This is a genomic window from Pseudonocardia halophobica (assembly GCF_027922425.1).
GTDB classification, from domain to species: domain Bacteria; phylum Actinomycetota; class Actinomycetes; order Mycobacteriales; family Pseudonocardiaceae; genus Pseudonocardia; species Pseudonocardia halophobica.
In genome coordinates, this window is record NZ_BSFQ01000001.1 from 109523 (window position 1) to 134561 (window position 25039).

21 protein-coding genes are annotated in these 25039 nt (G+C 73.8%); 3 read left to right on the plus strand and 18 right to left on the minus strand.

Annotated features, from left to right (window positions below; all coding sequences use genetic code 11):
• Positions 1-55: 55 nt before the first annotated feature.
• The 17 genes from PKE99_RS00530 to PKE99_RS00610 form a co-directional block, all read right to left on the minus strand.
• Complete coding sequence (locus PKE99_RS00530; protein WP_037042223.1) at positions 56-382, minus strand: rhodanese-like domain-containing protein; 327 nt, start codon at positions 380-382, stop codon at positions 56-58.
• A gap of 102 nt (positions 383-484) precedes the next feature.
• Positions 485-2098 (minus strand): monocarboxylic acid transporter, encoded by a 1614-nt coding sequence (locus PKE99_RS00535; RefSeq protein WP_037042221.1) that lies wholly within the window; start codon positions 2096-2098, stop codon positions 485-487.
• Entirely contained in the window at positions 2095-2430 is a 336-nt protein-coding gene (locus tag PKE99_RS00540; RefSeq protein WP_037042219.1) for a DUF485 domain-containing protein, read from the minus strand. Before PKE99_RS00540 ends, PKE99_RS00535 begins: the two co-directional genes overlap by 4 nt.
• A 143-nt stretch (positions 2431-2573) precedes the next feature.
• The gene (locus tag PKE99_RS00545) at positions 2574-4352 is read right to left on the minus strand and encodes a sodium/solute symporter (protein WP_037042217.1); all 1779 of its coding nucleotides are present in this window, start codon (positions 4350-4352) and stop codon (positions 2574-2576) included.
• Positions 4349-6076 (minus strand): sodium/solute symporter, encoded by a 1728-nt coding sequence (locus tag PKE99_RS00550; protein WP_037042215.1) that lies wholly within the window; start codon positions 6074-6076, stop codon positions 4349-4351. Before PKE99_RS00550 ends, PKE99_RS00545 begins: the two co-directional genes overlap by 4 nt.
• A 43-nt stretch (positions 6077-6119) precedes the next feature.
• Entirely contained in the window at positions 6120-7493 is a 1374-nt protein-coding gene (locus PKE99_RS00555) for a hypothetical protein (RefSeq protein ID WP_197040507.1), read from the minus strand.
• Between the two features lie 34 nt (positions 7494-7527).
• On the minus strand, positions 7528-8406 hold the full coding sequence (locus PKE99_RS00560; protein WP_037042213.1) for a LytR/AlgR family response regulator transcription factor: 879 nt from the start codon (positions 8404-8406) through the stop codon (positions 7528-7530).
• Between the two features lie 192 nt (positions 8407-8598).
• Positions 8599-9495, minus strand: coding sequence for a S49 family peptidase (locus tag PKE99_RS00565; protein ID WP_037042212.1), 897 nt, complete (start codon positions 9493-9495; stop codon positions 8599-8601).
• A gap of 56 nt (positions 9496-9551) precedes the next feature.
• Positions 9552-10757 carry a sensor histidine kinase gene (locus PKE99_RS00570; protein WP_197040516.1) on the minus strand — a complete coding sequence of 402 codons (1206 nt, stop codon included), beginning with the start codon at positions 10755-10757 and terminating at the stop codon, positions 9552-9554.
• A gap of 5 nt (positions 10758-10762) precedes the next feature.
• The gene (locus tag PKE99_RS00575) at positions 10763-11644 is read right to left on the minus strand and encodes an Fpg/Nei family DNA glycosylase (protein ID WP_037042211.1); all 882 of its coding nucleotides are present in this window, start codon (positions 11642-11644) and stop codon (positions 10763-10765) included.
• Complete coding sequence (locus tag PKE99_RS00580; RefSeq protein ID WP_037042209.1) at positions 11644-12099, minus strand: hypothetical protein; 456 nt, start codon at positions 12097-12099, stop codon at positions 11644-11646. Before PKE99_RS00580 ends, PKE99_RS00575 begins: the two co-directional genes overlap by 1 nt.
• A 93-nt stretch (positions 12100-12192) precedes the next feature.
• Positions 12193-13077, minus strand: coding sequence for a carbohydrate ABC transporter permease (locus PKE99_RS00585; protein ID WP_037042208.1), 885 nt, complete (start codon positions 13075-13077; stop codon positions 12193-12195).
• Positions 13078-13080: 3 nt separating this feature from the next.
• Positions 13081-14052 carry a carbohydrate ABC transporter permease gene (locus PKE99_RS00590; protein WP_051736981.1) on the minus strand — a complete coding sequence of 324 codons (972 nt, stop codon included), beginning with the start codon at positions 14050-14052 and terminating at the stop codon, positions 13081-13083.
• A 3-nt stretch (positions 14053-14055) separates the two neighbouring features.
• On the minus strand, positions 14056-15093 hold the full coding sequence (locus PKE99_RS00595) for an ABC transporter ATP-binding protein (RefSeq protein WP_037042207.1): 1038 nt from the start codon (positions 15091-15093) through the stop codon (positions 14056-14058).
• Between the two features lies 1 nt (position 15094).
• Positions 15095-16507, minus strand: coding sequence for an ABC transporter substrate-binding protein (locus tag PKE99_RS00600; protein ID WP_037042206.1), 1413 nt, complete (start codon positions 16505-16507; stop codon positions 15095-15097).
• Positions 16508-16592: 85 nt separating this feature from the next.
• Positions 16593-17126, minus strand: coding sequence for a cupin domain-containing protein (locus PKE99_RS00605; protein WP_051736980.1), 534 nt, complete (start codon positions 17124-17126; stop codon positions 16593-16595).
• 207 nt (positions 17127-17333) lie between these two features.
• On the minus strand, positions 17334-18581 hold the full coding sequence (locus PKE99_RS00610; RefSeq protein ID WP_037042556.1) for a cytochrome P450: 1248 nt from the start codon (positions 18579-18581) through the stop codon (positions 17334-17336).
• A 152-nt stretch (positions 18582-18733) separates the two neighbouring features.
• Here PKE99_RS00610 and PKE99_RS00615 point away from each other — a divergent pair, with 152 nt between their 5' ends.
• The 3 genes from PKE99_RS00615 to PKE99_RS00625 are packed head-to-tail and all read left to right on the plus strand — an operon-like array spanning position 18734 to position 22850.
• Positions 18734-19231, plus strand: coding sequence for a MarR family winged helix-turn-helix transcriptional regulator (locus PKE99_RS00615; protein WP_051736979.1), 498 nt, complete (start codon positions 18734-18736; stop codon positions 19229-19231).
• The gene (locus PKE99_RS00620) at positions 19228-22056 is read left to right on the plus strand and encodes an MFS transporter (protein ID WP_063739677.1); all 2829 of its coding nucleotides are present in this window, start codon (positions 19228-19230) and stop codon (positions 22054-22056) included. The genes PKE99_RS00615 and PKE99_RS00620 overlap by 4 nt, the downstream gene beginning before the upstream one ends.
• Entirely contained in the window at positions 22053-22850 is a 798-nt protein-coding gene (locus tag PKE99_RS00625; protein ID WP_037042205.1) for a YceI family protein, read from the plus strand. The genes PKE99_RS00620 and PKE99_RS00625 overlap by 4 nt, the downstream gene beginning before the upstream one ends.
• A 155-nt stretch (positions 22851-23005) precedes the next feature.
• On the opposite strand, the gene PKE99_RS00630 is transcribed toward PKE99_RS00625, so the two are convergent.
• Positions 23006-24841 (minus strand): gamma-glutamyltransferase family protein, encoded by a 1836-nt coding sequence (locus PKE99_RS00630; RefSeq protein ID WP_037042200.1) that lies wholly within the window; start codon positions 24839-24841, stop codon positions 23006-23008.
• Positions 24842-25039 lie beyond the last annotated feature (198 nt).

Sequence of the window (25039 nt, forward strand, 5' to 3'; positions counted from 1 at the left end):
GGGGCCCCGCCCGTCGGGCGTGCGGACGCGTCCGGCATGAGGCTCACCCGGTCGCTCAGATGATCTCGGGGGTCCGGTCCGGGTCGGCGACGATCTCGCGGCCGGAGCCGGCCCAGGCCTGCATCCCGCCGTCGACGTTCACGGCCGGGTAGCCCTGCTGGGTCAGGTAGGCGACGACGCGGGCGGAGCGGCCGCCGGAGCGGCACACGACGTAGAGCGGCTCGTCGCCGGGGATCTCGTCGATCCGCCGGGTGAGCTCGGACATCGGCAGGTGCCGGGAGCCGGGGGCCCGGCCGGCGGCCCACTCGTCCGCCTCGCGGACGTCGAGCAGGGCGGCGTCGGCCGGCAGGTCCGCGACGGGCACGGACGGAACGCTGGTCATGTCCCCATGATGGCACCCGGCCCCGTCAGGCTCCCGTGAACGCACGAACGGCACTCCCGTGCGGACCTACCGCACGAGAGTGCCGTTCGTGGGTGCAGCGCGTCAGGCGTCGACGGTGGCCTTCTCGGACCCGGCGCCGGTGAGCGAGCGGACCTCCATCTCGGCGTACTTCTCCGAGTCGAACGGCTCGCGCCGGCCCGCGAACGTGCCGATCACACCGAGCAGGAACGACACCGGGATGGAGACGATGCCCGGGTTCGACAGCGGGAACCACGCGAAGTCCGCGCCCTTGATCATCGCGGTCTCGCTGCCGGAGACGGCCGGCGAGAACACGATGAGCACGAGGCAGACGGCGAGGCCGCCGTAGATGCTCCAGAGCGCGCCCATGGTGTTGAACCGCTTCCAGAACAGCGAGTACAGGATCGTCGGCAGGTTCGCCGAGGCGGCCACGGCGAACGCCAGCGCCACGAGGAAGGCGACGTTCTGTCCGTTGGCCAGGATGCCGCCGGCGATCGCGACGATGCCGATGAGCAGCGCGGTGCGCCGCGCGACCTTCACCTCGGCACCCGGCGAGGTCTGCCCCTTCTTCAGGACGTTGGCGTAGACGTCGTGCGCGAAGGAGGCCGACGCCGTGATCGTCAGCCCGGCGACGACCGCGAGGATCGTGGCGAAGGCGATCGCGGAGATGAGCCCGAGCAGGATCTCCCCGCCGAGCTCGAAGGCCAGCAGCGGCGCGGCCGAGTTGACCCCGCCCGGCGCCTTGCTGATCACGTCCGGGCCGACGAGTGCGGCGGCACCGTAGCCCAGGACCAGCGTGAACAGGTAGAACACGCCGATCAGCCAGATCGCCCACACCACGGACTTGCGGGCCTCCTTGGCCGTCGGGACCGTGTAGAAGCGCATCAGGATGTGCGGCAGGCCGGCGGTGCCGAGCACCAGCGCGACGCCGAGCGAGATGAAGTCGATCTTGTTCTTGTACTGCAGGCCGGGCGCCAGGAGGGCCTCGCCCTTCGACGACTTCTCCACCGCCCCGCCGAGCAGGGCCGAGAAGTTCAGGCCGTACTTGCCGAGCACCCAGAAGGTCATCACGAACGCGCCCACCACCAACAGCGCGGCCTTGATGATCTGCACGTACGTCGTGCCCTTCATGCCGCCGACCAGCACGTACGCGATCATGACGAGACCGACGACGGCGATGACGATCGACTGCCCGAGCTTGTCCGAGTTCGGGATCTGCAGCAGCAGCGCGATCAGCCCGCCCGCGCCCGCCATCTGCGCGATCAGGTAGAAGAACGACACGACCAGCGTCGACGTGGCCGCGGCGGCCCGGACCGGGCGCTGGCGCATCCGGAAGCTCAGGACGTCGCCCATCGTGAACTTGCCGGTGTTGCGCAGCAGCTCGGCGACCAGCAGCAGCGCCACCAGCCAGGCGACGAGGAAGCCGATCGAGTACAGGAAGCCGTCGTAGCCGTAGACCGCGATGGCCCCCGCGATGCCCAGGAACGACGCGGCCGACAGGTAGTCGCCGGAGATCGCGATGCCGTTCTGCGAGCCGCTGAAGGAGCGGCCGGCGGCGTAGTAGTCCGACGCCGTGCGGTTGCTGCGGCTGGCGCGGTAGACCACCACCAGCGTGAGCAGCACGAACGCCGCGAAGATGCCGATGTTGAGGCCGACGTTGCCGACCGTGCCCTGCGCCTGCGCGAGCTGCGCGGTCACGCCTCCCCCTCGATCTCGTGCCGCAGGCGCTCGGCGGCCGGGTCCAGCGTCCGGTCGGCGAAGCGCACGTACAGGGTCGTGATCAGGAACGTCGAGACGAACTGCAGCAGGCCGATCAGCAGGCCGACGGTGAAGTTGCCGGCCAGTCTGGTCGCCATGAAGGCGGGCGCGTACGAGGCCAGCAGGACGTAGACCAGGTACCAGATCAGGAAGAGCGCGCTCATCGGGAAGACGAACCGGCGCAGCCGGCGGCGCAGGTCCCCGAACTCGGGGCTCGCCTGGACCCGCTGGTAGATCGTCCCGTGGGCGCTCCGTTCCCCGGTGGTGCTCATGAGAAGTCCTTCCGTGCGTGTCCGGCGCCCTCCTCCGGCGCCGGAGCCACTACAGGGCGAACGACTCGGAACGACGATCGAGACGGTTCCGCGACGAAACCGTCCGTGTCAGCGCAGCCACGGAGCGTGAGCGGTCGGTCGGGTCAGTCGGACGGCCGGCGCACGTTCTCGACGTGCTCGCGGAAGAGTCCGAGCCGTTCGGGCGCGTGCAGCCGCAGCAACAGGGCGTCCGTGTTGGCCGGGCGGTGCTTCCGCGTGACGAGGCTGACCACGATCATCACCAGGAAGGCCAGCGGGACCGTGACGATCGCGGGCCGGTAGAGCAGGACGCCGACCCAGCCGCTGCCGCCGACGCCGGCCAGGCTCACCGCCACCGCGCCGGCCGAGAGCAGCCCGCCGACGAGCAGCCCCGAGATCGCGCCGCGCGCGGTGAGCCCCCGCCACCAGATGCCCAGCACCAGCAGCGGGCAGAAGGTCGACGCGGCCACCGCGAAGGCCAGCGCCACGGTCTCGGCGAAGTCCAGCCGGGTCACCCCGAGGGTGAGCGCCAGCGGCGCCGCTGCGGCCAGCACCGTCGAGATCCGCAGCTCGGCCATCCGCCGGTCGGCCGCCGCCGAGCGACCGCGCAGCACGTCCGTGGACAGCACCCCGGCCAGGCTGACCAGCAGGCCGGACGCCGTGGACAGGAACGCGGCCCACGCCCCGGCCGCGACCACCCCGCCGAGGATCGCCCCGGCGAGCCCGCTGCCGAGCACCGCCTCGGGCAGCAGCAGCACCGCGGCGTCCGTGGGGCCGGCGACGAGCAGCTGCGGGGTGTAGAAGCGCGACAGCGCGCCGATCAACGTGACCAGCAGGTAGAACCCGCCGAGCAGGGCCAGCACGATCACCGCGCTGCGGCGTGCCGCCCGGCCGTCCGGGTTGGTGTAGAAGCGGCCGAGGACGTGCGGCAGCCCCATCGTGCCGAGGAAGGTCGCCATGATCAGCGAGTAGATGGCCAGCAGCTGGTACGGTCCGTCGCCGGCCAGCGGGGTGAGCCAGCGGGCGTCCGTGGTCGGCCGCCCCGCCGTGGTCGGGACCGGCGAGCCGGCCGGGAACACCAGCTCGGAGCCGGCGCTCACCTCGTGCCGGGTGCCGGTCTCCCAGGTGAGCACGGTGCCGGCCGGCACCGGGGCGCCGTCGACCACCCCGCCCGCCGGGCCCACCTGCACGCGGGTGGGCGCGCCGGTGTCGAGCCGGACGTCCGTCTCGACCGTGACGGTGGTCTGCTCGCGGAAGTCCGGCGCCTGCGGCCGGTCGAAGGTGTGCCCGCTGTTGAGGAAGAAGACCAGCGCCACCGCGGCGGGCACGGCGAGCGCGGTGAGCTTGAGCCAGTACTGGAAGGCCTGCACGAAGGTCACCGAGCGCATGCCGCCGAACACCACGGTGAGCACCACGATCACCCCGGCCCCGACCGTGCCGATCCACTGCGGCAGCCCGGTGACGACCTCGACGGTCAGCCCGGCGCCCTGCAGCTGCGGCAGCAGGTAGAGCCAGCCGATGACCAGCACGAACACGCTGCAGAGTCGGCGCAGCGACGTCGAGCGCAGGCGCAGCTCGGCGAAGTCCGGCACCGTGTACGCGCCGGAGCGGCGCAGCGGCGCGGCCACGAACAGCAGCAGCGACAGGTAGCCCGCGGTGTAGCCGACGGGGTACCAGAGCGCGTCGACGCCGTCGCGGAGCACCAGTCCCGCCACCCCGAGGAACGAGGCCGCGGACAGGTACTCGCCGGAGATCGCGCCGGCGTTGGCGGAGGGCCGGACCGTGCGCGAGGCGACCAGGAAGTCCGACGTCCGGCGGGCCCGGTGCCCGAGCATGCCGATGACCGTCGAGGCCACCGCGACCAGCAGGATCGCGGTGAGCGCAGCGACGGCCGTCGCACTCACGAGGGTTCCCGGCTCAACCGGTCGCGGGACAGGCCCAGGCGTTCGGGGGCGTGCAGCTGCAGGAGCGTGTGCTCGGCGTCCATCGGCACGGCGCGGCGGGTCGCCCGGCTGACCACGACCATGGTGAGGAAGGCCAGCGGCACGGCGACGGCGGCGGGCCGCAGCAGCAGCACGCCCACGGCTCCCTCCGGCACGCTCCCGGCCAGCGCGAACCCGACCCCGATCGCGGACAGCACCCCGCCGACGAGGATGCCGGCCGTCGCGCCGGCGGGGGTGAGCCCGCGCCACCAGACGCCGAGCACGAGCAGCGGGCAGAAGGTGGCGGCGGAGACCGCGAAGACGAGCGGCACGGTGAGCGCCAGGTCCAGCCGCGTGACGAGGAGGGCGGGCGCCACCGGCACGATCGCCGACAGCAGCGCGGCGAGCCGGAAGTCCCGCAGCTTCCCCTTCAACACGTCCGTGAACAGTACGCCGGCCAGGCTCACGACCAGGCCCGACGACGTCGACAGGAACGCCGCCGCGGCCCCGGCGGACACGAGGCCGCCGAGCAGCCAGCCCGCCCACCCGTCGCCCAGCGCGGCGGTCGGGACGAGCAGGACCGCGCCGTCCGTGCGGCCGTCGACCAGCAGCTGCGGGGTGAACGCCCGCGACAGCAGGCCCATGAGCGTGACCAGCACGAACACCCCGCCGATCAGGGCCAGCACGACGACGGTGGTGCGGCGGGCGGCCCGGCCGTCCGGGTTCGTGTAGAAGCGGACCAGCACGTGCGGCAGGCCCATCGTGCCGGCGATGCCGGCGACCAGGATCGAGTAGATCTCGAGCAGGTTCAGCGGGCCGGACCGCGGCTCCAGCCACTCCCGGTCCGTCGCGGGCGTGCCGGCCGGGACGGGGACGCCGGTGCCGGCCTCGAACCGCAGCTCGGTCCCGGCCTCGACGCCGTGCAGGCCGGGCTGCCAGACCAGCGGGCCGTCGACGGGCGCGCCGTCGACCTCGCCGCGGGCCTCGAGCGGGGTGGGCGCGACGACCTCGAGTTCCACCGGCGTGCGGACGTCGATCGTGGTGGCCTCGGGGAACTCCGGCGCGGCGGGCCGGTCGAGCTCGCGGTCGCCCCCGAGGAACAGCGCGAGCGCGACGAGCGCGGGCACCGTGAGGGCGGTGAGCTTGAGCCAGTACTGGAAGGCCTGCACGAAGGTGATCGAGCGCATGCCGCCGGCCACCACGCACAGCACCACCAGCACGCCCGCGCCGAGCACGCCGACCCACGAGGGCAGCGAGGTCAGGGTGGTGAGCGAGAGTCCCGCACCCTGCAGCTGCGGCAGCAGGTAGAGCCAGCCGATCAGCAGCACGAGCGCGGTGCACAGCCGGCGCAGCCGCGGCGAGTGCAGCCGGGCCTCGGCGAAGTCCGGGATCGTGTAGGCGCCGGAGCGGCGCAGCGGGGCGGCCACGAACAGCAGCAGCGCCAGGTACCCCGCGCAGAAGGCGATCGGGTACCAGAGTGCGGTCGCGCCCTCGCGGAGCACCAGGCCGGCGATCCCGAGGAAGGTCGCCGCGGAGAGGTACTCGCCGGAGATCGCCGCGGCGTTGGGGACGGCGCCGACCGTGCGGGAGGCGACGAGGAAGTCCGAGGTGCTGCGGGCGACGCGCACGCCCAGCGACCCGATGACGACGGACGCCACGCCGACGAGGGCGATGGCGACCAGCGCGATGACGGACGGGGTGGGCAACGGCGAGCTCTCTGGGGGATCGGGCGCGGGGGAACGGGCGGGGTCAGTCCTGGACGTGGTCGGCGAAGTTCTGCTCGACCCGCTCGGCGGCCTTCGTGTGCCACCAGCCCAGGACCAGGAGGAACGGGTAGACCAGCACGCCGAGGAGCAGCCAGGGCAGCCGCAGCCCCAGCACCTCGAGCCGGCCGAGCTCGGGGTAGAAGGCGAACAGCGCGGGCAGCATGCCGAGCACCAGCAGCGCGAGGCCGCCGATGCGCAGCGCGACCGCGAGCTGGCCCCCGATGAGGTTCGTGCGCAGCAGCTCGCCGACGGCGGTGCCCTCCTGCACGTCGACCACCGTACGGACGGTGCGGGCGACGCCCTTGCGCTCGGACAGCACCACGCGGACGCGGCGGGGCGCGCCTTCGGGCTGTTCCTCCTCGACGGGCCGGAACCGGGCGCCGACGGGGCGGCCGGGGCCGGTGTCGCCGGTGGGCGCCGTGGGGGCGGTGGGAGCGACGGCGGGCGAGGGTGCGCCGGCGGTGCGGGCGGAGAGCGGGAGCCGGCTCGCGGGGTCGACGGCCTGTGTGGCGTCGGCCGTCCCGTGCGGCGCGGTCCCGGGCTCGGGGGCCTGCTCGAACGCCGGCGCGGGGTGCCCGGGCTGTCCGGGGGTCTCCGTGGGCGGGACCGGCGGGATGACGCCGACGTCCGTGCGTTCGGCGTCGGGGTCCGGCATCGGGCGCGGGAGCCCGGGGTGGGTGCCCGGCGGGGCCATGGGCGCGGACGGGGGCGGCGCGGGCATCGCGCGGAAGGACGGCTCCGGGGTGAACTCGCCGGTGAAGGCCTGGGGGTACGGATCACCCGACGGGGGCCGGACGGCCGGCGGCAGCCCGCCCAGGGAGTCCGGCGCGAGCGCGGGGCGGCCCGCCCGGGACAGCGGGCTGCCCGGGGCGCCGCTCTGCCGCATCCCGCCGGAACCGCCCGACGGGCCCTGCGGGTCCGGTCCGGGGCCGCCGCGGCCGTCGTCGTAGGTCTCGGGCGGCGGCATCCGCAGCGGCACGCTGGCCGGGCCGAGGACCCGCTCGAACCGCTCGACCTCGGGGCCGCCGAACGGCTCGTCGTCCCCGTCGTCGTAGTCGTCGTCGTAGTCCGGGTAGGCGGTGTAGTCCGGCCCGCCCGGCGGCGGGGTGTCGCCGCGGGCCACCCGGGCCCGCAGCTCGCCGACGCCGAACTGCTCGGTGTCCGCCTCGTCCCGCGCGTGCCGGCCGCGGCCGGAGCGGGCGTTGGCGTCCATCCGGCGGCGCATCTCCTCCTGCAGCCACAGCGGCCCGGAGTCCTCGGGACCGCCCGGCGCCGCGCGCCGGCGCCGGGTGGACCCCTCCCCGTCTCCCGGGTCGGGGCTCATCGACGGCGGGGAGCCGTCGACGGCAGCGCTCATGCCTCCTCCGCGGGAACGAGTGCGTCGTCGGCGCTCACCTCTGGCTCCACGCCTGCTTCGTCGCGCGGACCAGGCGGTCCTTCAGCTCACGGGTGTGCCGGCGGGAGACGGGCAGCTCCGCGGTGTCGGGGCCGGAGCCGACCCGCACCACGTACCCCGACCCGGACAGCCGCAGCTCGGTGACCAGCGGCAACGCCACCAGGAACGAGCGGTGGATGCGGACGAACCCGGCGTCGCGCCAGCGGTCCTCCAGCACCGACAGCGGGATGCGGACCAGGTGGCTGCCCTCGGTGGTGTGCAGCCGGGCGTAGTCGCCCTGGGCCTCCACGTACCGGACGGCCGAGCGCGGCACCAGCTTCGTGGTGCCCGCGAGCTCGACGGGGATGACCTCGTCCTCGTCCCGCTCCTGCGGGGCGGGCTCGACGGGCGCCGCGGTCGCCCGGTTGGCGATGATCCGGTCCAGGGCGGCGGCGAGCCGCTCCTCGCGCAGGGGCTTGAGCAGGTAGTCCTTGGCGCCGACCTCGTAGGCGTCGACCGCGCGGTCGTCGTGCGCCGTGACGAACACGACCTCCGGCGGCTGGGCCATGGAGGAGAAGACGCGGGCGAGCTCGAGGCCGTCGAGACCCGGCATGCGGATGTCGAGGAAGACGACGTCGACGTCCGTCTTCTCGGCCACGCGCGTGCCGGCGGCCGGGTGCGGGGCGCCCGCGGCGCGGGCGGCGTTCGCGGCGTGCACGCTCTCCCGGGAGCTGCGGGCGTTGAGGATGCGGAGGGCCTCGGTCGCGTCCGAGGCCTTGAGCACCTCGCCGACCCGCGGGTCCTCGTTCAGCAGGAACGCCAGTTCTTCGAGAGCCGGCTGTTCGTCGTCCACTGCGAGGACGACCAGACCTCCGGAGCTGTCGGTGCTGTCCACGATCTCCTCATCCTGCGTTCCCGGTGCGCGGCCGGGCGCGCACCTCGTCGGTGGCGGCCCCGGGCCCTGCCGACCATGGTGACGGTGATCGGTGCGGGATGCCAGGGCATCTCATCAATCTGCGACCGATCGGCTACTGATCGAACGGGTGAGGACCGGGGCTCCTCTCGGGCTCGCCCACCGCCGGCGAGGCTACAGACCGTAGCGCGCCCATGTCGCCCTGATGTCGGCCGCCTGGACCAGACCGAGCGCGGCGTCCGCCGCACCGCCTGCACCGAGGGCCCCGGGGAGCCCCGCGGCGGGGGCGCCCAGGCCCAGCCGGGCGAGCAGCGGCTTGCGTCCCTCGACCGGGGCCAGCTTGGCGTCCGGGAAGCGCTCCGTGAGGACGGACCGCGCCGTGCCCAGGCCGTCGACCAGGCCGAGCTCCAGCGCCCGCGCCCCGGTCCAGACCTCGCCCGTGAAGAGATCGTCGCCACCGGTCAGCCGGTCGCCCCGGCGGTCGACGACCCACTGCCGGAACAGGCCGTGCAGCTCGTCCTGCAGCCCGCGCAGCCAGGCGACGTCCTCGTCCTTCTCCGGCAGGAACGGGTCGAGCCGGGACTTGGACTTCCCGGCGGTGTGCAGCCGGCGCTCGATCCCGAAGCGCTGGATGAAGCCCTCCAGCCCGAACCCGGAGCTGATCACGCCGATCGAGCCGACGATCGAGGTCGGGTGGGCGTAGATCTCGTCCGCCGCGCAGGCCAGCCAGTACCCGCCCGAGGCCGCGACGTCCTCGCAGAACGCCAGCACCGGCACCTCGTGCTCGGCCGCCAGCCCGCGGATCCGGTCCGCGACCAGGGCGGACTGGGTGGGCGAGCCGCCGGGCGAGTTCACCAGCAGCCCCACCGCGACGACCCGCTCCGTGCCGAACGCCCGCTCCAGCACCTTCTCCGTGGAGGCCGCGTTGATCACCGCGCGAGGTACCGGACCGGGCTGCGGCGAGATCACGCCGTGCAGCCGGACGAGCGGGACGACCGGCGCGTCGCCCTTCTCGCCGAGCCGTCCGGGAAGGCGCGAGGTCAGGCGGTCGGGCAGGCGGAGGGCGTCCATGTGCACACGCTACAGATCAGGACCCGCCGTTGAGGCGATCTTCGAGGGGCCGCGCGTCAGACCCGGATCCCCGCGCGGAACTTCGGCACCCGCAGCGTGATCTTCATGCCGGCGCCGACGGCCGTGTCCACGACCAGGCCGAAGTCGTCCCCGAAGGCCGAGCGCATGCGGTCGTCGACGTTGCCGAGGCCGACGTGCGCGCCGGACAGGTGGGCGTCGTCGAGGTCCTCGGTGAGGCGGGCGGGGTCCATGCCCACGCCGTCGTCCTCCACGATGATCACGCACTCGGCGCCCGCGTTCTCGGCGGTGATGGTGATCGTGCCGCCGTTGGGCTTGCCGGACAGGCCGTGCCGCACCGCGTTCTCCACCAGCGGCTGCAGTGCGAGGAACGGCAGCACGACGTTGAGCACCTCGGGCGCGATCTGCAGCTTGATGTTCAGCCGGTTGCCGAAGCGGGCCTTCTCCAGGGCGATGTAGCGCTCGATGTTGGTCAGCTCGTCCGACAGCGTCGTGTACTCGCCGGCGGTGCGGAACGAGTACCGGGTGAAGTCGGCGAACTCGATCAGCAGGTCGCGGGCGCGCACCGGGTCGGTGCGGATGAAGCTCGCGATCGTGGTCAGCGCGTTGTAGACGAAGTGCGGCGAGATCTGCGCGCGCAGCGCCCGGACCTCGGCCCGGTTGAGCCGGGCGCGCGACTCGTCGAGCTCGGCGAGCTCGAGCTGGCTGGAGACGTACCGCGCGACCTCGGCGGTGGCCCGCAGCAGCACCGGGCCGGCGGTCAGGGTGGTGAGCGCGGCCAGGGTGCCGATGATCGCGCCGTCGCTCTCCAGCGGCACCACGACGATGCCGCGGACGTCGCAGCTCGGGTACTGGCAGGCGATGGCCGAGTGCGAGAGCACCTGCTGGCGGCCGGTGGAGATCACCTGGTCGGCGAGGGCCACCACGTCGGGCTTGTGCTGGTCGGCGTCGCCGTCCCAGGCCAGGACCTCGCCCCGGGCGTCCGTCATGGTGAGCGCAGAGGTGTCCAGCAGGGTGCGCAGGTAGGGCAGCGCGTACGCGGCGGAGTTGGGGTTGAGCCCGTCCCGCAGCGCGGGCGCGGCGAGCGCCACCGTGTGCAGCGTGGAGAAGGTGGCCCGCTCGAGCGGGCTCGCGAAGGTGTGCCGGCGGGCACGGCGCACGAGGAGCACCACGATCACCACGACCAGCGCCACGATGACCGCCGCGAGGACGAGCACCAGCGGCGACGAGAGCACGTCCGCCACCGTGGTCACCTCACCAGTCTGGAGAGCCGCCGGTCGGCCAGGGGTTTGCCGCCGGTCTGGCAGGTCGGACAGTACTGGAACGACCGATCGGCGAACGACACCTCCCGGACGGTGTCGCCGCACACCGGGCAGGGCAGCCCGGTCCGGGCGTGGACCCGCAGGCCGGAGCGCTTCTCGCCCTTCAGCGAGGCGGCGCGCTGGCCCACGGAGCGGTCCACGGCGTCGCTGAGGACCCCGCGCATCGCCTCGTACAGGACGTCGACCCGGTCCTCGTCGAGCCGCCCGGAGACGGCGTACGGGGACAGCCGGGCGGTGTGCAGGATCTCGTCGCTGTAGGCGTTGCCGATCCCGGCCAGCACCTTCTGGTCGGTGATCAGGTTCTTGATCCGCTCGGTGCGCCCGGCGAGCAGCGCGCCGAACCCGGCGCGGTCGATGTCGAGCGCGTCCGGCCCGAGCTTCGCGACGCCCGGCACCTCCTGCGGGTCGTGCACCAGGTACACCGCGAGCCGCTTCTGCGTGCCCGCCTCGGTGAGGTCGAAGCCCGGCCCACCGACGGCGTCGAGGTGCACCCGAAGGGCCAGCGGGCCGCGCCCGCTGGGCTTCGGCGGGGTGGCGGCGGCCTGGTCGTGCCAGCGCAGCCAGCCCGCCCGCGACAGGTGCGTGACCAGGTGCAGGCCCGGCTCGTCCTTGCGGTCCTCGAAGTCCACCGAGAGGAACTTGCCGAACCGGCTCGCCCCCGTGACCACGCGGCCGGCCAGCCCCGACACCGGCGGGTCGAAGGTCTTCAGCACGCTCATGCTGGCCACGTCGACCCGCGCCACCGGCCGGTACAGGGCGTGGTCGCGCAGGTGCTGGGCGAGCGCCTCGACCTCGGGGAGCTCGGGCATCAGTTGACCGGCTGCAGGGGGCTGTCGGCGTGGCCGGGGGTGCCGCGCTGGCGCAGCGACAGCACCACCACGCGCATCTCCTCCTGGGCACGGCTCATCCCGCGGACCTTGCCCACCCAGTGCTCGCGGCCGGCGTCGGAGCCGTAGTGCCCGTCCGTCTCCGCGACGATCTTCCACGGCCGGCGCAGCCACCAGCGGACCGGGAAGAAGCCGAGGATCACGATCGCGGCGAACCAGTAGGCCAGCGGCACGTACACCTGCGACTGGGCGAGCAGCGGCCAGGCCACGATGGCGACGCCGAACACGATCAACGCGCAGACGACCATCACGACGGCCCCGCGGCCGCCGTCCACGTCGTGCTCGAACTCGTCCCCGACGGCGGGCGGCGACCAGTCGATGCGCCTGCTGACCTCCCACGTCCGCCCGTCGTTGGCGGTCACGGTCTTCCTCGCCATGCACTCCGCCCGGTCAGAAGGGTCCCCGACGCGGACCATCGTCCCACACCCGCGAGCCCGGGTGCCGCCTCTTCCACCCCGGCGGCGGACGCGTCACCCCTTCACCGCACCCTGCGTGAACCCGGCGACGAAGCGGTCGAGGAAGAGGGTGAACACCACCGCGATCGGCACCGCGACGAGCACGGCGGCCGCCTGCAGCGACTGCCAGAAGAACACGTCGCCGCGGACGAGCTCGGTGGGCACGCCGGTGCTGATCACCTTCTCGGAGGTGGGCGAGATGAACGCGAGGGCGTAGATGAACTCGCTGGCCGTGAGCGTGAACGCGAACACGACCACCGCGACGAGCCCGGGCAGGAGCAGCGGGACGACGACGCGCACCATCGCCCCCACCCGGCTGTAGCCGTCGACCATGGCCTGTTCCTCGATGTCCTTCGGAATCGTCTTGAGGAAGCCGAGGAGCAGCCACACCGAGACCGGCACGGTGATCGTCGGGTAGATGACCACGAGGGACCAGGTGGAGTCCTGCAGCCCGAGGGCCACCACGAGCCGCGAGAGCGAGAGGAACAGCAGCGTCGGCGGCACGAGGTAGACGAAGAAGATCGCGATGCCCATCCGGCCCGCCCACGGGCGGTCGAGGCGGGCCAGGCTGTACGCGGCCGGGAGCGCGAGCACCAGCGTGATCAGCACGACGAGCAGGCCCACCCAGAGGGTGTTCCAGGCGAACGTCGCGAAGGCGGTGCGGGCGAACAGCAGCCGGAGGTGGTCGAGCGTCGGCGTCTCGTTGAAGACGAAGGGGTTGTTGCGCCGCCGGTAGAGGTCGCTGTCCTGCTTGAACGCGGTGATCGCCGCCCAGACGAACGGGCCCGCGGCGAACAGCGCGGACAGGACCGCGATCACGTAGAGGGTCGCGCGGGCGGCCCGGTGCCGCCACGCGTAGCGGCGGCGGTCGGCCTCGGTGACGACGAGCGTGCCCGCCACGGCTCAGCTCACCTCCATCCGGCGGACCGCGCGCAGGATCGCGATCGCCGCCGCGAGCAGCAGCGGGAACAGGAACAGCGCGATCGCCGCGCCCTGCCCGACGTCGCCGCCCTCGATGCCGCGGAAGAACGCCCAGCTGGCGAGCACCTGCGTCTCGTTGGTCGGGCCGCCGCGGGTGAGGACGTAGACGACGGTCATGTCGGTGAAGGTGAAGATCGCCCCGAAGAGTGCCGAGATCGCGATGACCGGCGCGGTGAGCGGGATCGTGATCTCGACCATCCGCCGCCAGTAGCCCGCGCCGTCGACCAGCGCCTGTTCCTGAACGTCCTTCGGGATCGACAGCAGACCGGCCATCATGATCACCGCGGCCAGCGGCACCAGCCGCCAGACGTGCACCGCGATCACCGAGGCCATCGCCAGGGTCGGCCGGCCCAGGTAGAACATGTTGGCCTGGATGAGGCCGACCTGGCGCAGCACCCAGTCGATCGGGGAGAACACCGAGTCGAGCATCCAGAGCCAGGTGATGGTGGACAGCGCCACCGGCGTGGTCCAGGGCAGGAGCACGAGGAAGCGCACCAGCCACCGGCCGCGGAAGTCGGCGATCAGGACGTTGGCGAGCACCTTCCCGAACAGCACGATGAAGACCATCGACAGCGCGGTGAAGACGAGGGTGTTGCGCAGTGCGCGCCAGAAGACCGGGTCGGCGAAGACGCGCCCGAAGTTCTGCAGCCCGGTCCAGTCGAAGCTCGGGTCGCCGCCGGTGACGTCGGAGAAGCTGAAGGCCACGGCCAGCAGGAACGGCACCCCGACCAGCGCCAGGATGTAGACCACCGCCGGAGCCAGGAACAGCCAGGCCAGGGCACCGTCCCGGTCGGTGAGGCGGCGCCGGTACCGGGTGGGCGCCGGCCGCTCCCGCTCCGCGGCGGGACCGGCGGGCCGCGTGGCCGCCGGGGGTGCTCCGCCTGGGCCGGTCATCGCTCAGGTCCGGACCGGGACGGGGTCCGTGCGCAGCCCCGAGTCCTCGTCGAAGAACCGCAGCCGGCGCACCGGCACCGCGAACCCGTGCCGCTCGCCCGCGGCGAGGGGCGTGTCGACCGTGGCCGGGAGCCGGGCGATCACCCGCGTCGGGCCCGCACCCAGGTCGACGGTGCCGTAGACGTGCCGGTCGCCGGACAGGTACTCCATCCGCTGCACCTCCAGCGTCACCGTGACGCGCTCGCCGGGCACGTTCTCCACCGGCAGCAGGTGCTCGGGGCGGAAGCCGACCAGCACGTCGCCGCGGGGCACGAGGTTCATGGGCGGCGAGCCGATGAAGGTCGCCACGAAGGTGTCCGCCGGGTCGTCGTAGACCTCCACCGGCCTGCCGATCTGGCGCACCCGGCCCTGGGACATGACGGCGATCCGGTCCCCGAGCCCCATCGCCTCGCTCTGGTCGTGCGTGACGTAGACCGTGGTCGCCCGGATGTCCTGCTGGAACCGCTTGAGCTCGTCGCGGGCGCTGGTCCGCAGCTTGGCGTCGAGGTTGGACAGCGGCTCGTCGAGCAGGAACACCGAGGGGTCGCGGACCAGGGCCCTGGCCAGGGCGACCCGCTGGCGCTCGCCGCCGGAGAGCTGGCGGGGCTTGCGGCCCAGCAGGTGCTCGATCCCGAGCATGCCCGCGGCGCGCCGGGCCTTCTGCTCGCGGTCGCCGTGCGGGACACCGGCCGCCCGCAGCGGGAACACGATGTTGGCCAGCACGCTCTTGTGCGGGTAGAGCGCGTAGCTCTGGAACACCATCGCGATCCGCCGGGCCCGCGGCGGCAGCCCGGTGACCACCTGGCCGTCGATCACGACGTCGCCGCTCGACGGCTCCTCCAGCCCGGCGATGGTGCGCAGCAGGGTGGTCTTGCCGCAGCCCGAGGGGCCGAGCAGCACCAGGTACTCGCCGTCGGAGGTCGCGACGTCGACGCCGTCCACGGCGCGCACCCGTCCCGCGTCGAAGTGCTTGTGCAGGTCGCGGACCTCGACCGTGGCCACGTCAGCGCCCGCCGGTGCCGATCAGGCCGCGGGCCCGCCAGTTGTCGAAGATCGGCGTGACCTGCGCCTCGGCGTCGGCCACCGCCTGCTGGGCGCTGACCTCCCCGCGCGCCGCCCGGGCGAACATGTTGGGGATGACGAAGGTCGCGAAGACCTCGCCCTCGGCCGTGTTCGCCGTGCCCGGGTAGCCGACGTTGGTGCTCCAGCTGACGGCGTCGCCGAGCAGCGCGAGCTTGCCCGGGGGCTGGGCGCCGAACGGGTCGGCGTCGAGCCACTTCTTCAGGTCGGGCACCACGTCCGGGTAGGCCGGGAAGTCGTAGAGCTTCGACTGCCAGGCGACCACGTCGAGGTTCGCCGTGTAGTGGAGCAGGAACTCCTTGGCCGCGGCGGGGTTGGTGGCGTGGTTCGGGACGATCCAGTTGTACATGACGTGGCTGGCGGCCCGGGCGTCCGCGGGCCCGCGCAGCGGGGCGGTGAAGAAGATGTCGTGCGCCGTCTCCGGATCGGTCTCCTGGGAGGTCCGCCACGCCGAGATCGAGTTGAGGATGTAGGACAGCTGCCCGGCGGCGAGGCCCTGGTTGTTCGACGCCGCGTTCCAGGAGAACACCTCCGGCGTCATCGCCTGCTGGTAGAGCCGGCTCATGAACGCCACGGCCTCGACGGTCTCCGGCGAGTTGAGCACGACCTCCTCGGCCTCGTTCTGGATCGACGCCCCGTACGACCACAGCAGCGCCCGGCCCGCCATGTTGGAGTCGATCTCCTGCGACATCCCGACGCCGAGCTGCACGCCCTGGGTGCGCTTGATCTCCGCGCCGCCGCGCAGCAGGTCGTCCCAGCTGGCGGGGCCGTTCGCCAGCCCGACGGGCGCCCACAGGCTCTGCCGGTAGTCACCCGGGTCCGGCACCCAGGCGGGGGCGTAGGCGAAGAACTTCCGCGTCGTCGGGTTGACGCTGGACCGGCGGCACAGGTCCAGCTGGGTGCCGTGCCGCTTCTCCGCCTCGGTCACGACGTCCGTGAGGTCGAGCACGCTCGGCTCGTACTGCGGCACCGGCGCGATGTGCAGGATCAGGTCGTGGCCCTGCTTCGCCTGGATCTCGGCCTGCGTGCGGGCGGGCAGCTCGGCGTAGTTGATGTGGTCGACGGTCACGGCCACCCCGACCTTGGAACCCCAGTCCTTCACCCACGGGTCGAACCAGGCGTCGTGCGCCGGGACGAAGTGGCTCCACATGAGCAGGGAGAGGGCGCCGCTCAACGACGTCGACGGCGGGGTGAAGGTGCCCGGCGGGGCGGCCTGGGTGGGCGCAGGGGCACCCCCGCCGCCCCCTCCCCCGCAGGCGACGAGCGCTCCCCCGAGCGCCGCCAGCCCCGTGACCTGGAGGAACCGTCGCCGGTCGAACTCGGACCCGTTCGCCATGGGACACGCTCCTGAGACGTCGTCGGCTCAGATCGCGCGATCGTAGGGGGTGGTGTCGTCCGGCGCAGGCTGGAGCGCCGGATCGTTATCCGGTGGCGGCCGGGGGCTCCTCCGGGCACGCCGAGGGCACCGGGGTGGCCGCGGGCGCGCCCTGGGCGAGGAAGCTGGTGACGACCAGCCTGGCGGGCTCCGTGCCGATGTTGCGCACGACGTGCGCCACCCCCTCGCCCACCACGGCGACCTGGCCCGGCGCGAGCACCCGCGGCGCGCAGGCGCCGGCCTCCTGCACCGCGACCTGCCCGGCGTCGAGCAGGGTCAGCTCGGTGCCGGGGTGGGTCTCCCAGCCGAGGGCCCCGCCCGGGGCGAGGTCGAGGGTCCGCACGGTGTAGTCGGCGGGCGCCGGGGTCCGGAACCGCAGCGGGATGTCGACGACGCCCTGCCCGACCGTCTGCGGACCGGCCGGGGCCGCTGATCTCGCGGCGGCCGGGGCACCGGGAGCAGGGGCCGCGGTGGGGGCCGGGGCGGGTTGGCCGAGCTGGCCCGGCTGGGCGCATCCGGCGAACGCCAGCACGCACGCGAACCCCGTGACCGCACTCCCGATCCGGCCCGTCCGACCCATTGGCACGCCTCCCGTGATCGCTGCGGCGGAGACTAGGCCGTGTCTCTCGACCTGGCGCCGCCGGGCCCGGTGATCCACGTTGTTCCCGGCAAGGCAGCCGGGCTGCCCTCATACCGGGCGTATTCGGGTGGCCCGGCAACGCCGGCGGGGACGGCGTGGGCGCCGGGAGCGGTGGTGGCGGGTTGGGAGACACGGCCTGGACGGGGGTCACCAGCGCAGCGGCAGCCGGGTGACGCCGTTGATGAAGTTCGAGGTCAGCCGCCGCGGCTCGCCCGCGAGCTCCACGTGCGGCAGCCGGGTGAGGAACTCGGTGAGGAACTCCCGCAGCTGCAGCCGGGCGAACGCCGCGCCCAGGCAGAGGTGCGGCCCCTGCCCGAAGGCGAGGTGGTCGTTGGGCGTGCGGCCGATGTCGAAGCGGTGCGGGTCGGGGAAGCGGCGCTCGTCGTAGTGCGCGGACACGTGGTAGACGACGACCTTGTCCCCCGCCGCGATCGCCTGCCCGCCGAGCTCCAGGTCCCGGGCGGCCGTGCGGCGGAACGTCAGCACCGGCGGGTGCCAGCGCAGCATCTCCTCGATCGCCCCCGGCAGCAGGCCAGGATCGGCGCGCAGCCGGGCGTACTCCCCCGGGTGTTCGACGAGCGCCAGCACGCCGCCCGGCAGGGCGCTGCGGACGGTGTCGTTGCCCGCGATGACGAGCAGGAAGAAGAACATCTTGAGCTCGGCGTCGGTGAGCCGCTCGCCGTCGACCTCCGCCTGCACCAGGGCGGTCATGACGTCGTCGGCCGGGTGCCGGCGCTTGGCCTCGGCCAGCTCCTCGGCGTAGGCGAACATGTCCGCGAGCTGCGCGGGCGAGCGCGGGTTGACCGGGCGACCGTCGGCGTCGAGCACGACCTGGGCGTGCTCGGGGTCCTGGTAGCCGATCACGCGGTTCGTCCAGTGCAGCAGCTGCGCGCGGTCCGCGGCGGGCACGCCGAGCAGGTCGGCGAGGTTCTGCAGCGGGAAGTCGTCCGTGACGTCGGCGGGCAGGTCGCAGCTCCCCCGCGCCGCCACGCCGTCGAGCAGCGCGGCGGCCCGCTCCCGCACGGTCGCCGCGAACCGCTCCAGCCGGCGGCGGGTGAACGCGCCGGTCACGAGCGTGCGCAGCCGCACCTGCTCGGGCGGGTCCATGTTGAGGATCATCCGGCGGATGAACGGCAGGTCGGCCGGGTCGGGGTCGCGGATCTGCGTGGCCCCGAGCGACGACGAGAAGTCGGCCGGGCTGCGCAGCACGTGCCGGACGTCGTCGTAGCGGGTCACCGCCCAGTAGCCCGGGCCGGCCGGCCAGATGCCGACCTCGTGCTCCTCCTGCCAGGAGACCGGCGCCTCGTCCCGCAGCCGGCGCAGCGCCTCGTGCGGGACGCCGCGGGCGAACACCCGGGGATCGAAGACGTTCTCCACCACCGTCGGCCGCGCCACGGGGGCACGGTAACCCGGCCCGGTGGTGCGGATCACCGCCGAGAAGGGGGTAATCGCTTTGCGCGGGAGGCCCGCGCGGGTCCATGCTTGCGTAGAGCAACTCGTTGCGTGATACACGCAAAGTACAGGTAAAGAGACCTTCAGGAGCAGGCATGACGGCCGAGATCGACGGCGCGCCCCCGCTCTCCGACCGGACCCTCGACGACCGGGACATCGACGTCGCCGACCGGCTGGTGCACCAGATCGTGATGCTCATGCGGCTGGTCAAGCGGGTGGCCCCGGCCTACCGGGCCGAGCTCGAGACGGCGGCGTTCCCGCTGCTCGCGCGGCTGGCCACCGAGGGCCCGCAGCGCTCCGGGGAGATCGCCGCGGCGATGTGCGCGGACCCGTCGACCATCAGCCGGCAGGTCGCCGGCCTGGTCCGGTCCGGGCTCGTCGAGCGCCGCGCCGACCCCGAGGACGGCCGCGCCAGTCTGCTCGCCGCGACCACCGAGGGCCACCGGGTCCTCGACACCGAACGACGGCGCCGGGCCGGCCAGCTCGTCGACGCCCTGGCCGACTGGACCCCCGAGTCCCGCGGCCAGTTCGCCGACCTGCTGGGCCGCTTCGTCGCCGATCTCCAGCGCACGACCGAGGGGGACCCCCGATGACCAGCCCAGCCGCCGCCGCGCCCGCGCGGCCGGCCCCTCCGACCGACCGGGGCGGTGAGCTGTCGCACAAGCAGATCGTGACGATCCTGATCGGCCTCATGCTCGGCATGTTCCTGGCCGCGCTGGACCAGACCGTCGTCTCGACCGCCATCCGCACCATCGCCGACGACCTGGGCGGGCTCTCCCAGCAGGCCTGGGCCACGACCGCGTTCCTGATCACCGGCACGATCAGCACGCCGCTCTACGGCAAGCTCTCCGACATCTTCGGCCGCAAGCCGCTGTTCCTCACCGCGATCTCGATCTTCCTCGTCGGCTCGGTGCTGTGCACCTTCTCGACGTCGATGTACATGCTCGCGGGCTTCCGCGCGGTGCAGGGCCTCGGCGCCGGCGGCCTGTTCGCGCTGGCCCTGACGATCCTGGGCGACATCGTGCCGCCGCGGGAGCGGGCCCGCTACCAGGGCTACATGCTCGCCGTGTTCGGCACGTCGAGCGTGCTCGGCCCGGTCATCGGCGGCGTGTTCTCCGGCCAGGCCACGATCGCCGGCATCGACGGCTGGCGCTGGATCTTCCTGGTCAACGTGCCGATCGGCGCCGTCGCCCTGGTGGTCGTGGCGAAGGTCCTCAACGTCCCGCACACCCCGCGCCCGCACCGCATCGACTGGCCCGGGGCGCTCACCCTGGCCATCGGCCTGGTGCCGCTGCTGATCGTCGCGGAGCAGGGCCGGGAGTGGGGCTGGGGCTCCAACCAGGCGATCGTCTGCTACATCGTCGGCGCGATCGGCCTGATCGCCTTCGTGTTCTGCGAGCGCGGCTTCGGCGACGACGCCCTGCTCCCGCTGCGGCTGTTCCGCAACGGCGTGTTCACCCTGAGCAGCATGGCCGGCGTCGTGATCGGCATGGGGATGTTCGGCGGCATCGCGCTGTTCCCCCAGTTCCTGCAGATCGTGCACGGGGTCACCCCCACGGAGTCCGGCTTCCTGATGCTGCCGCTCGTCGGCGGGATCATGACGGCGTCGATCGTGTCCGGCCAGGTCACCTCCCGGACCGGGCACTACAAGATCTTCCCGATCATCGGCACCGCGCTCATGGCCGGCGCACTGGTGATCCTGCACTTCCGGCTCAGCGTCGACATCGCGCTGTGGGAGTTCGACCTCTACATGGCGATGTTCGGCCTCGGGCTCGGGTGCTGCATGCAGACCCTGGTCCTGGCCGTGCAGAACGCCGTGCCCGCGCGGGACATGGGTGTGGCGACGGCGTCGGCGACCTTCTTCCGGCAGATGGGCGGCACGCTCGGTACCGCCATCTTCCTGTCGATCATGTTCTCGACGGTCGGCGACAAGATCACGGCGGCCTTCCGGGGCGACGCCGGACAGGTCTTCCGCTCGGCGCTCGCCGACCCCGCGGTCGTCGCGGACCCCGCCAACCGGCAGATCGTGCAGGGCGCGCAGTCCGGCGACCTGTCCGCGGCCTCCGGCGTGCTGAACGACTCCGCGTTCCTGCAGCAGATCGACGCCCGGCTCGCCCGGCCGTTCCTGGTCGGGTTCACCGACTCGATGACGCTCACCTACCTGGTCGCCGCCTGCGTGATCGCGCTGGCGTTCGTCATCGTGCTGTTCATCAAGGAGTTGCCGTTGCGCACCATGTCCGGCGCCCAGGCCCGGCTGGCCGAGGAGGCCGGCACCCCGCCCGCCCCCGCGGCCGTGACCGCGGCCGTCGAGCCGATCGAGGAGTTCCAGGCCCTGCACACGGGCGACGGGCACACCGGCAACGGGCACACCGGCAACGGGCACGCCGGGTCGCGCACCGTCGCCGAGGCCGTGGCCGCGCGCAACGGGACCGGGCAGGGACCCGTCGACGGCGGCCGGCACCACCTCGTCGGGGAGCCGGCGCCCCTGCCGGCCGAGCCGGCCGAGCCGGCCGCGGGGGGTGCTCCCGGCGGGTACGGCCCCGGACCCGAGGTCAACGGCATCGTGCACCGCGCCGACGGCACCGGGCTGGCCGAGGCGGTCGTGACCGTCACCGACCCGGGCGGGCACCAGGAGGGCCGCGCCGTGACCGGCCCGGACGGCGGGTACCGCATCCCGCTGGCCAACGGCGGCACGTACCTCGTCGTCGCCACCTCCGGCGCCTTCCAGCCGTACGCGGCGATGGTGGCGGTGGCCGACCGGCCGGTCCGGCACGACGTCCCGCTCGCCGGCACCTGCGCGGTCCGCGGGCTCGTCCGCGACGCCGAGGGCACGCCGATCGACGACGCGACCCTCACCCTGATCGACGCGCGGGGCGACGTCGCCGCCACCGGCCGGCCCGACGCCGGCGGGCGCTACCGGCTCGAGGGCGTCCCCGAGGGGCGGTACACGCTGACCGTCACCGGGCCCACGTTCGCGCCGGTCGCCGCGGCGGTCGAGCTGCGGACCGGGCTGGTGACCGACCACGACGTCGAGCTGCCCCGGCGGGCCCGGCTCGTCGGCACGGTGGTGGCCGCGAGCGACGGCCGCGGGGTCGGCGAGGCGCTCGCCACCCTGATCGACGGGCGGGGCACCGTGGTCGCGTCGACCGTGACCGGCCCGGACGGCTCGTTCGTCTTCGAGAACCTGCCCGGCGGGACCTACACGCTCACGGCCAGCGGCTACGCGCCGGTGGCGTCGGTGGTGCAGGTGGGCTCCGGCGGGGTGACCACGGCCGACGTCGAGTTCCCGGCCCCCGCGCAGCACGGCGCCGTTCCGAACGGGGCGGCGCAGAACGGGGCGGCGCAGAACGGGGCGGCGCCAGACGGGGCGCTCGGGACCGCGGCGACGCAGAACGGGACGACGGAGGGAATCCGATGAGCGACGTGACCGGCAGGCTGATGACCCCGGACGGCTGGCCCGTCACCGGGGGCACGCTGACGGCCGTCGACGCGACGGGCGTGCAGCGCGGCCGCGCGGCGAGCCGCGAGGACGGCGGGTTCGTGATCGAGGGGCTCGACCGGGGCCCGTACACGGTGATCGCGGCGGCGGCCGGGCACGAGCCCGCCGCGCGCACGGTCCAGGTGGCCGGCGAGCGCTCCACGATGGGCGTGCTGGAGCTGGCCAAGGTGGGCGGCGACGTCCTGCCCATGCCCGGGACCTGGACGATCGACCCGCACCACTCGAGCATCCGGGCCACCGCCCTGCACCTGGGTATGAGCCGGATCCACGGGCGGCTGCGCGGCTTCGGCGGCCGCATCCAGGTGGCCGACCCGCTCGAGAACAGCTCGGTGGAGGTCTCGATCGACCCGGGCAGCGTCGACTCCGACGACGCCGACCGGGACGCGCACCTGCGCAGCGTGGACTTCCTCGACATCGACGTCTACCCGGAGATCAGCTACAAGTCCGACGGGCTCGTGCGGATCGACACCCGGCACTGGCGGGTCGACGGGGTGCTCACGCTGAAGGGCGTGAGCGCGCCGGTCGCGCTCGACGTCCAGTACCGCGGCACCGGCCCCGACCTGTGGGGCGGCACCCGGGCGGCCTTCTCGGCCACCACCGAGATCTCCCGGGACGACTTCGCGATCTCCTGGAACCAGAGCGTCCTCGCCGGCGTGCTGGCGATCGGGCGCACGCTGCGGATCGACATCGACATCCAGGCCGTCCTGGGCTGACATCCCCCGCCGTATGGCTCCATGACGCACGTTCCCGGGCCCGCCCGAGTGCGTTGTGGAGCCATCGAGCGTTCTCAGGGCCGTCTTCGGCGCGCTATGGAACCACAATGCGAATCGAGGGGCGAAAACTCGCGTCATGTTCCATGACGCGTTCCTCAGAGGGCCGCGGCGGAGCCCACACCGCTGCGGCGGTCGGCGGCGGCGGCGAGCAGGCCGTCGTCACCCCGTCCGACGGCCGAGAGCCGGCCCAGCGCCCACGGGCCGGCGTCGGTGACCCGGTGGCCGCGGCGGGCGAGCTCGTCGACCGTGTCCGCGCCGAGCCGCGACTCGACGACGAGCCCCGCCGGCTCCCAGCCGCGCGGCGCGAACGAGGCGGGGAAGGACGTCGTGTGCCAGGCCGGGGCGTCGATCGCCGCCTGCAGGTCGAGGCCCGCCCGGGTGTGGGCGAGCAGGAAGCACAGCTGCCACTGGTCCTGCTGGTCGCCGCCGGGCGTGCCGAAGGCGACGCGGGGCTCCCCGTCGCGCAGGCCGAGGCTGGGCGAGAGGGTGGTCCGGGGGCGCCTGCCCGGCACCAGCGAGCTGGCCAGGCCCTCCTCCAGCCAGAACATCTGCGCCCGCGTCCCCAGGCAGAACCCCAGCTCGGGGATGACGGGCGAGGACTGCAGCCAGCCGCCCGACGGCGTCGCGGAGACCATGTTCCCGGCGGCGTCGACGACGTCGATGTGCACCGTGTCCCCGCGCGCCACGCCCTGCCGGGTCAGGCTGGGCTCGCTCGGCGCGGGCTCGCCGGTCGCGGCCCCCTCGCCCAGCCGCGCGACCGTGGGCTCACCCGTGCCGGGGCCCTCGGTGCCCTTGCCGATCGGCCGGTCGTGGTCGGTGGCGAGCGCCGCGAGCCGGGGGTCGCGGCCGCCGGGCGCGCCGGGCCGCAGCTCGCGGCACGCCAGCTCGCCGATCAACCGGCGCCGGGCGGCGGTGTAGTCCTCCCCCAGCAGGTCCGCCATCGGCACCGGCGCGCTGTCGCCGTACCAGGCCTCCCGGTCGGCGAACGCGAGCTTCGCGGCCTCCGCGGTGACGTGCACGGTGTCGGCGGTCGCGATCCCGTCGGCGTAGGTCAGGTCGGTGCCGTCGAGCAGGCGCAGCGTCTGGGCCAGGGCCGGGCCCTGCGACCACGGCCCGCACTTGGCGACCTGCCAGCCCGCGCCGGCGTCGACGACCAGGGCGTCCTCGTAGGTCGCCGACCAGCCGGCGAGGTCGTCGGCCGTGAGCACGCCGGCATGGTCCTGGCCGGTCTCGTCGCGCACGGGGGTGCGGCAGAAGCGGTCGACCTCCTCGGCGACGAACCCGCGGGACCAGGCCGCCCGGGCCGCGTCGAGGCGCGCCTCGCGGCTCGGCCCCTGCGCCTCGCCGAGCAGCCGCTCCCAGGTCGCCGCGAGCACCGGCAGCCGGTGCGACCGGCGCGGGATCCCGCCGTCCGGCAGCCACTGGGCGGCCGAGCTCGGCCAGTGCGTGCGGAAGTGTTCCGCGACGGTGGCGATCGTGTCCGGGATGCGCGGGACCAGCGGGAACCCTCCGGCGGCGTAGCCGAGCGCGGGAGCCAGGACATCGGCCAGCTCCCAGGTCCCGTGGTCGCGCAGGAGGGTCAGCCAGGCGTCCCACGCGCCCGGGACGGTGGCGGCGAGCAGCCCGGTGCCCGGCACGATCGTGCAGCCCTCGGCGCGGTAATGGTCGATCGTCGCCGCGGCGGGCGCCACGCCCTGCCCGCACAGCACCCGGGGCCGCGGGTCGGCGGCGGTGCTGAACACGACCGGGACCTCGCCGCCGGGGCCGCACAGGTGCGGCTCCACGACCTGCAGGACGAACCCGGCCGCGACGGCGGCGTCGAAGGCGTTGCCGCCCCGGGCCAGCACGGTCAGGGCGGTGGAGGTGCCGAGGTGGTGGGTGCTCGCGGCCGCGCCGGTGGGCCCGAGCTTCTCGTAGGTGCGGGGTGCCACGCTCCCACCCTCGCACCGGGCGGCCGCCGTCGCCGACCGAGGCTCGTTCCTGTCCCACGAGGCTCGGACCGGCGGGCGCGAGCACTGCCCGGTAGGACGGACGCGGATCCGTGAACAGGGCGGAACGCCATGCACCAGCCATGATCGTCAGTTGTGACCATTGAGCGCCGCATCCGGCGCCTACCGGTCCCGAGCGGT

What these genes read in the sequence shown, in the direction of transcription:
- PKE99_RS00530 (WP_037042223.1), bottom strand. Translation starts at nt 382, where the DNA reads ATGACCAGCGTTCCGTCCGTGCCCGTCGCGGACCTGCCGGCCGACGCC.
- PKE99_RS00540 (WP_037042219.1), bottom strand. Translation starts at nt 2,430, where the DNA reads ATGAGCACCACCGGGGAACGGAGCGCCCACGGGACGATCTACCAGCGG.
- PKE99_RS00555 (WP_197040507.1), bottom strand. Translation starts at nt 7,493, where the DNA reads ATGAGCGCTGCCGTCGACGGCTCCCCGCCGTCGATGAGCCCCGACCCG.
- PKE99_RS00565 (WP_037042212.1), bottom strand. Translation starts at nt 9,495, where the DNA reads ATGGACGCCCTCCGCCTGCCCGACCGCCTGACCTCGCGCCTTCCCGGA.
- PKE99_RS00575 (WP_037042211.1), bottom strand. Translation starts at nt 11,644, where the DNA reads ATGCCCGAGCTCCCCGAGGTCGAGGCGCTCGCCCAGCACCTGCGCGAC.
- PKE99_RS00580 (WP_037042209.1), bottom strand. Translation starts at nt 12,099, where the DNA reads ATGGCGAGGAAGACCGTGACCGCCAACGACGGGCGGACGTGGGAGGTC.
- PKE99_RS00590 (WP_051736981.1), bottom strand. Translation starts at nt 14,052, where the DNA reads ATGACCGGCCCAGGCGGAGCACCCCCGGCGGCCACGCGGCCCGCCGGT.
- PKE99_RS00600 (WP_037042206.1), bottom strand. Translation starts at nt 16,507, where the DNA reads ATGGCGAACGGGTCCGAGTTCGACCGGCGACGGTTCCTCCAGGTCACG.
- PKE99_RS00605 (WP_051736980.1), bottom strand. Translation starts at nt 17,126, where the DNA reads ATGGGTCGGACGGGCCGGATCGGGAGTGCGGTCACGGGGTTCGCGTGC.
- PKE99_RS00615 (WP_051736979.1), top strand. Translation starts at nt 18,734, where the DNA reads ATGACGGCCGAGATCGACGGCGCGCCCCCGCTCTCCGACCGGACCCTC.
- PKE99_RS00620 (WP_063739677.1), top strand. Translation starts at nt 19,228, where the DNA reads ATGACCAGCCCAGCCGCCGCCGCGCCCGCGCGGCCGGCCCCTCCGACC.
- PKE99_RS00625 (WP_037042205.1), top strand. Translation starts at nt 22,053, where the DNA reads ATGAGCGACGTGACCGGCAGGCTGATGACCCCGGACGGCTGGCCCGTC.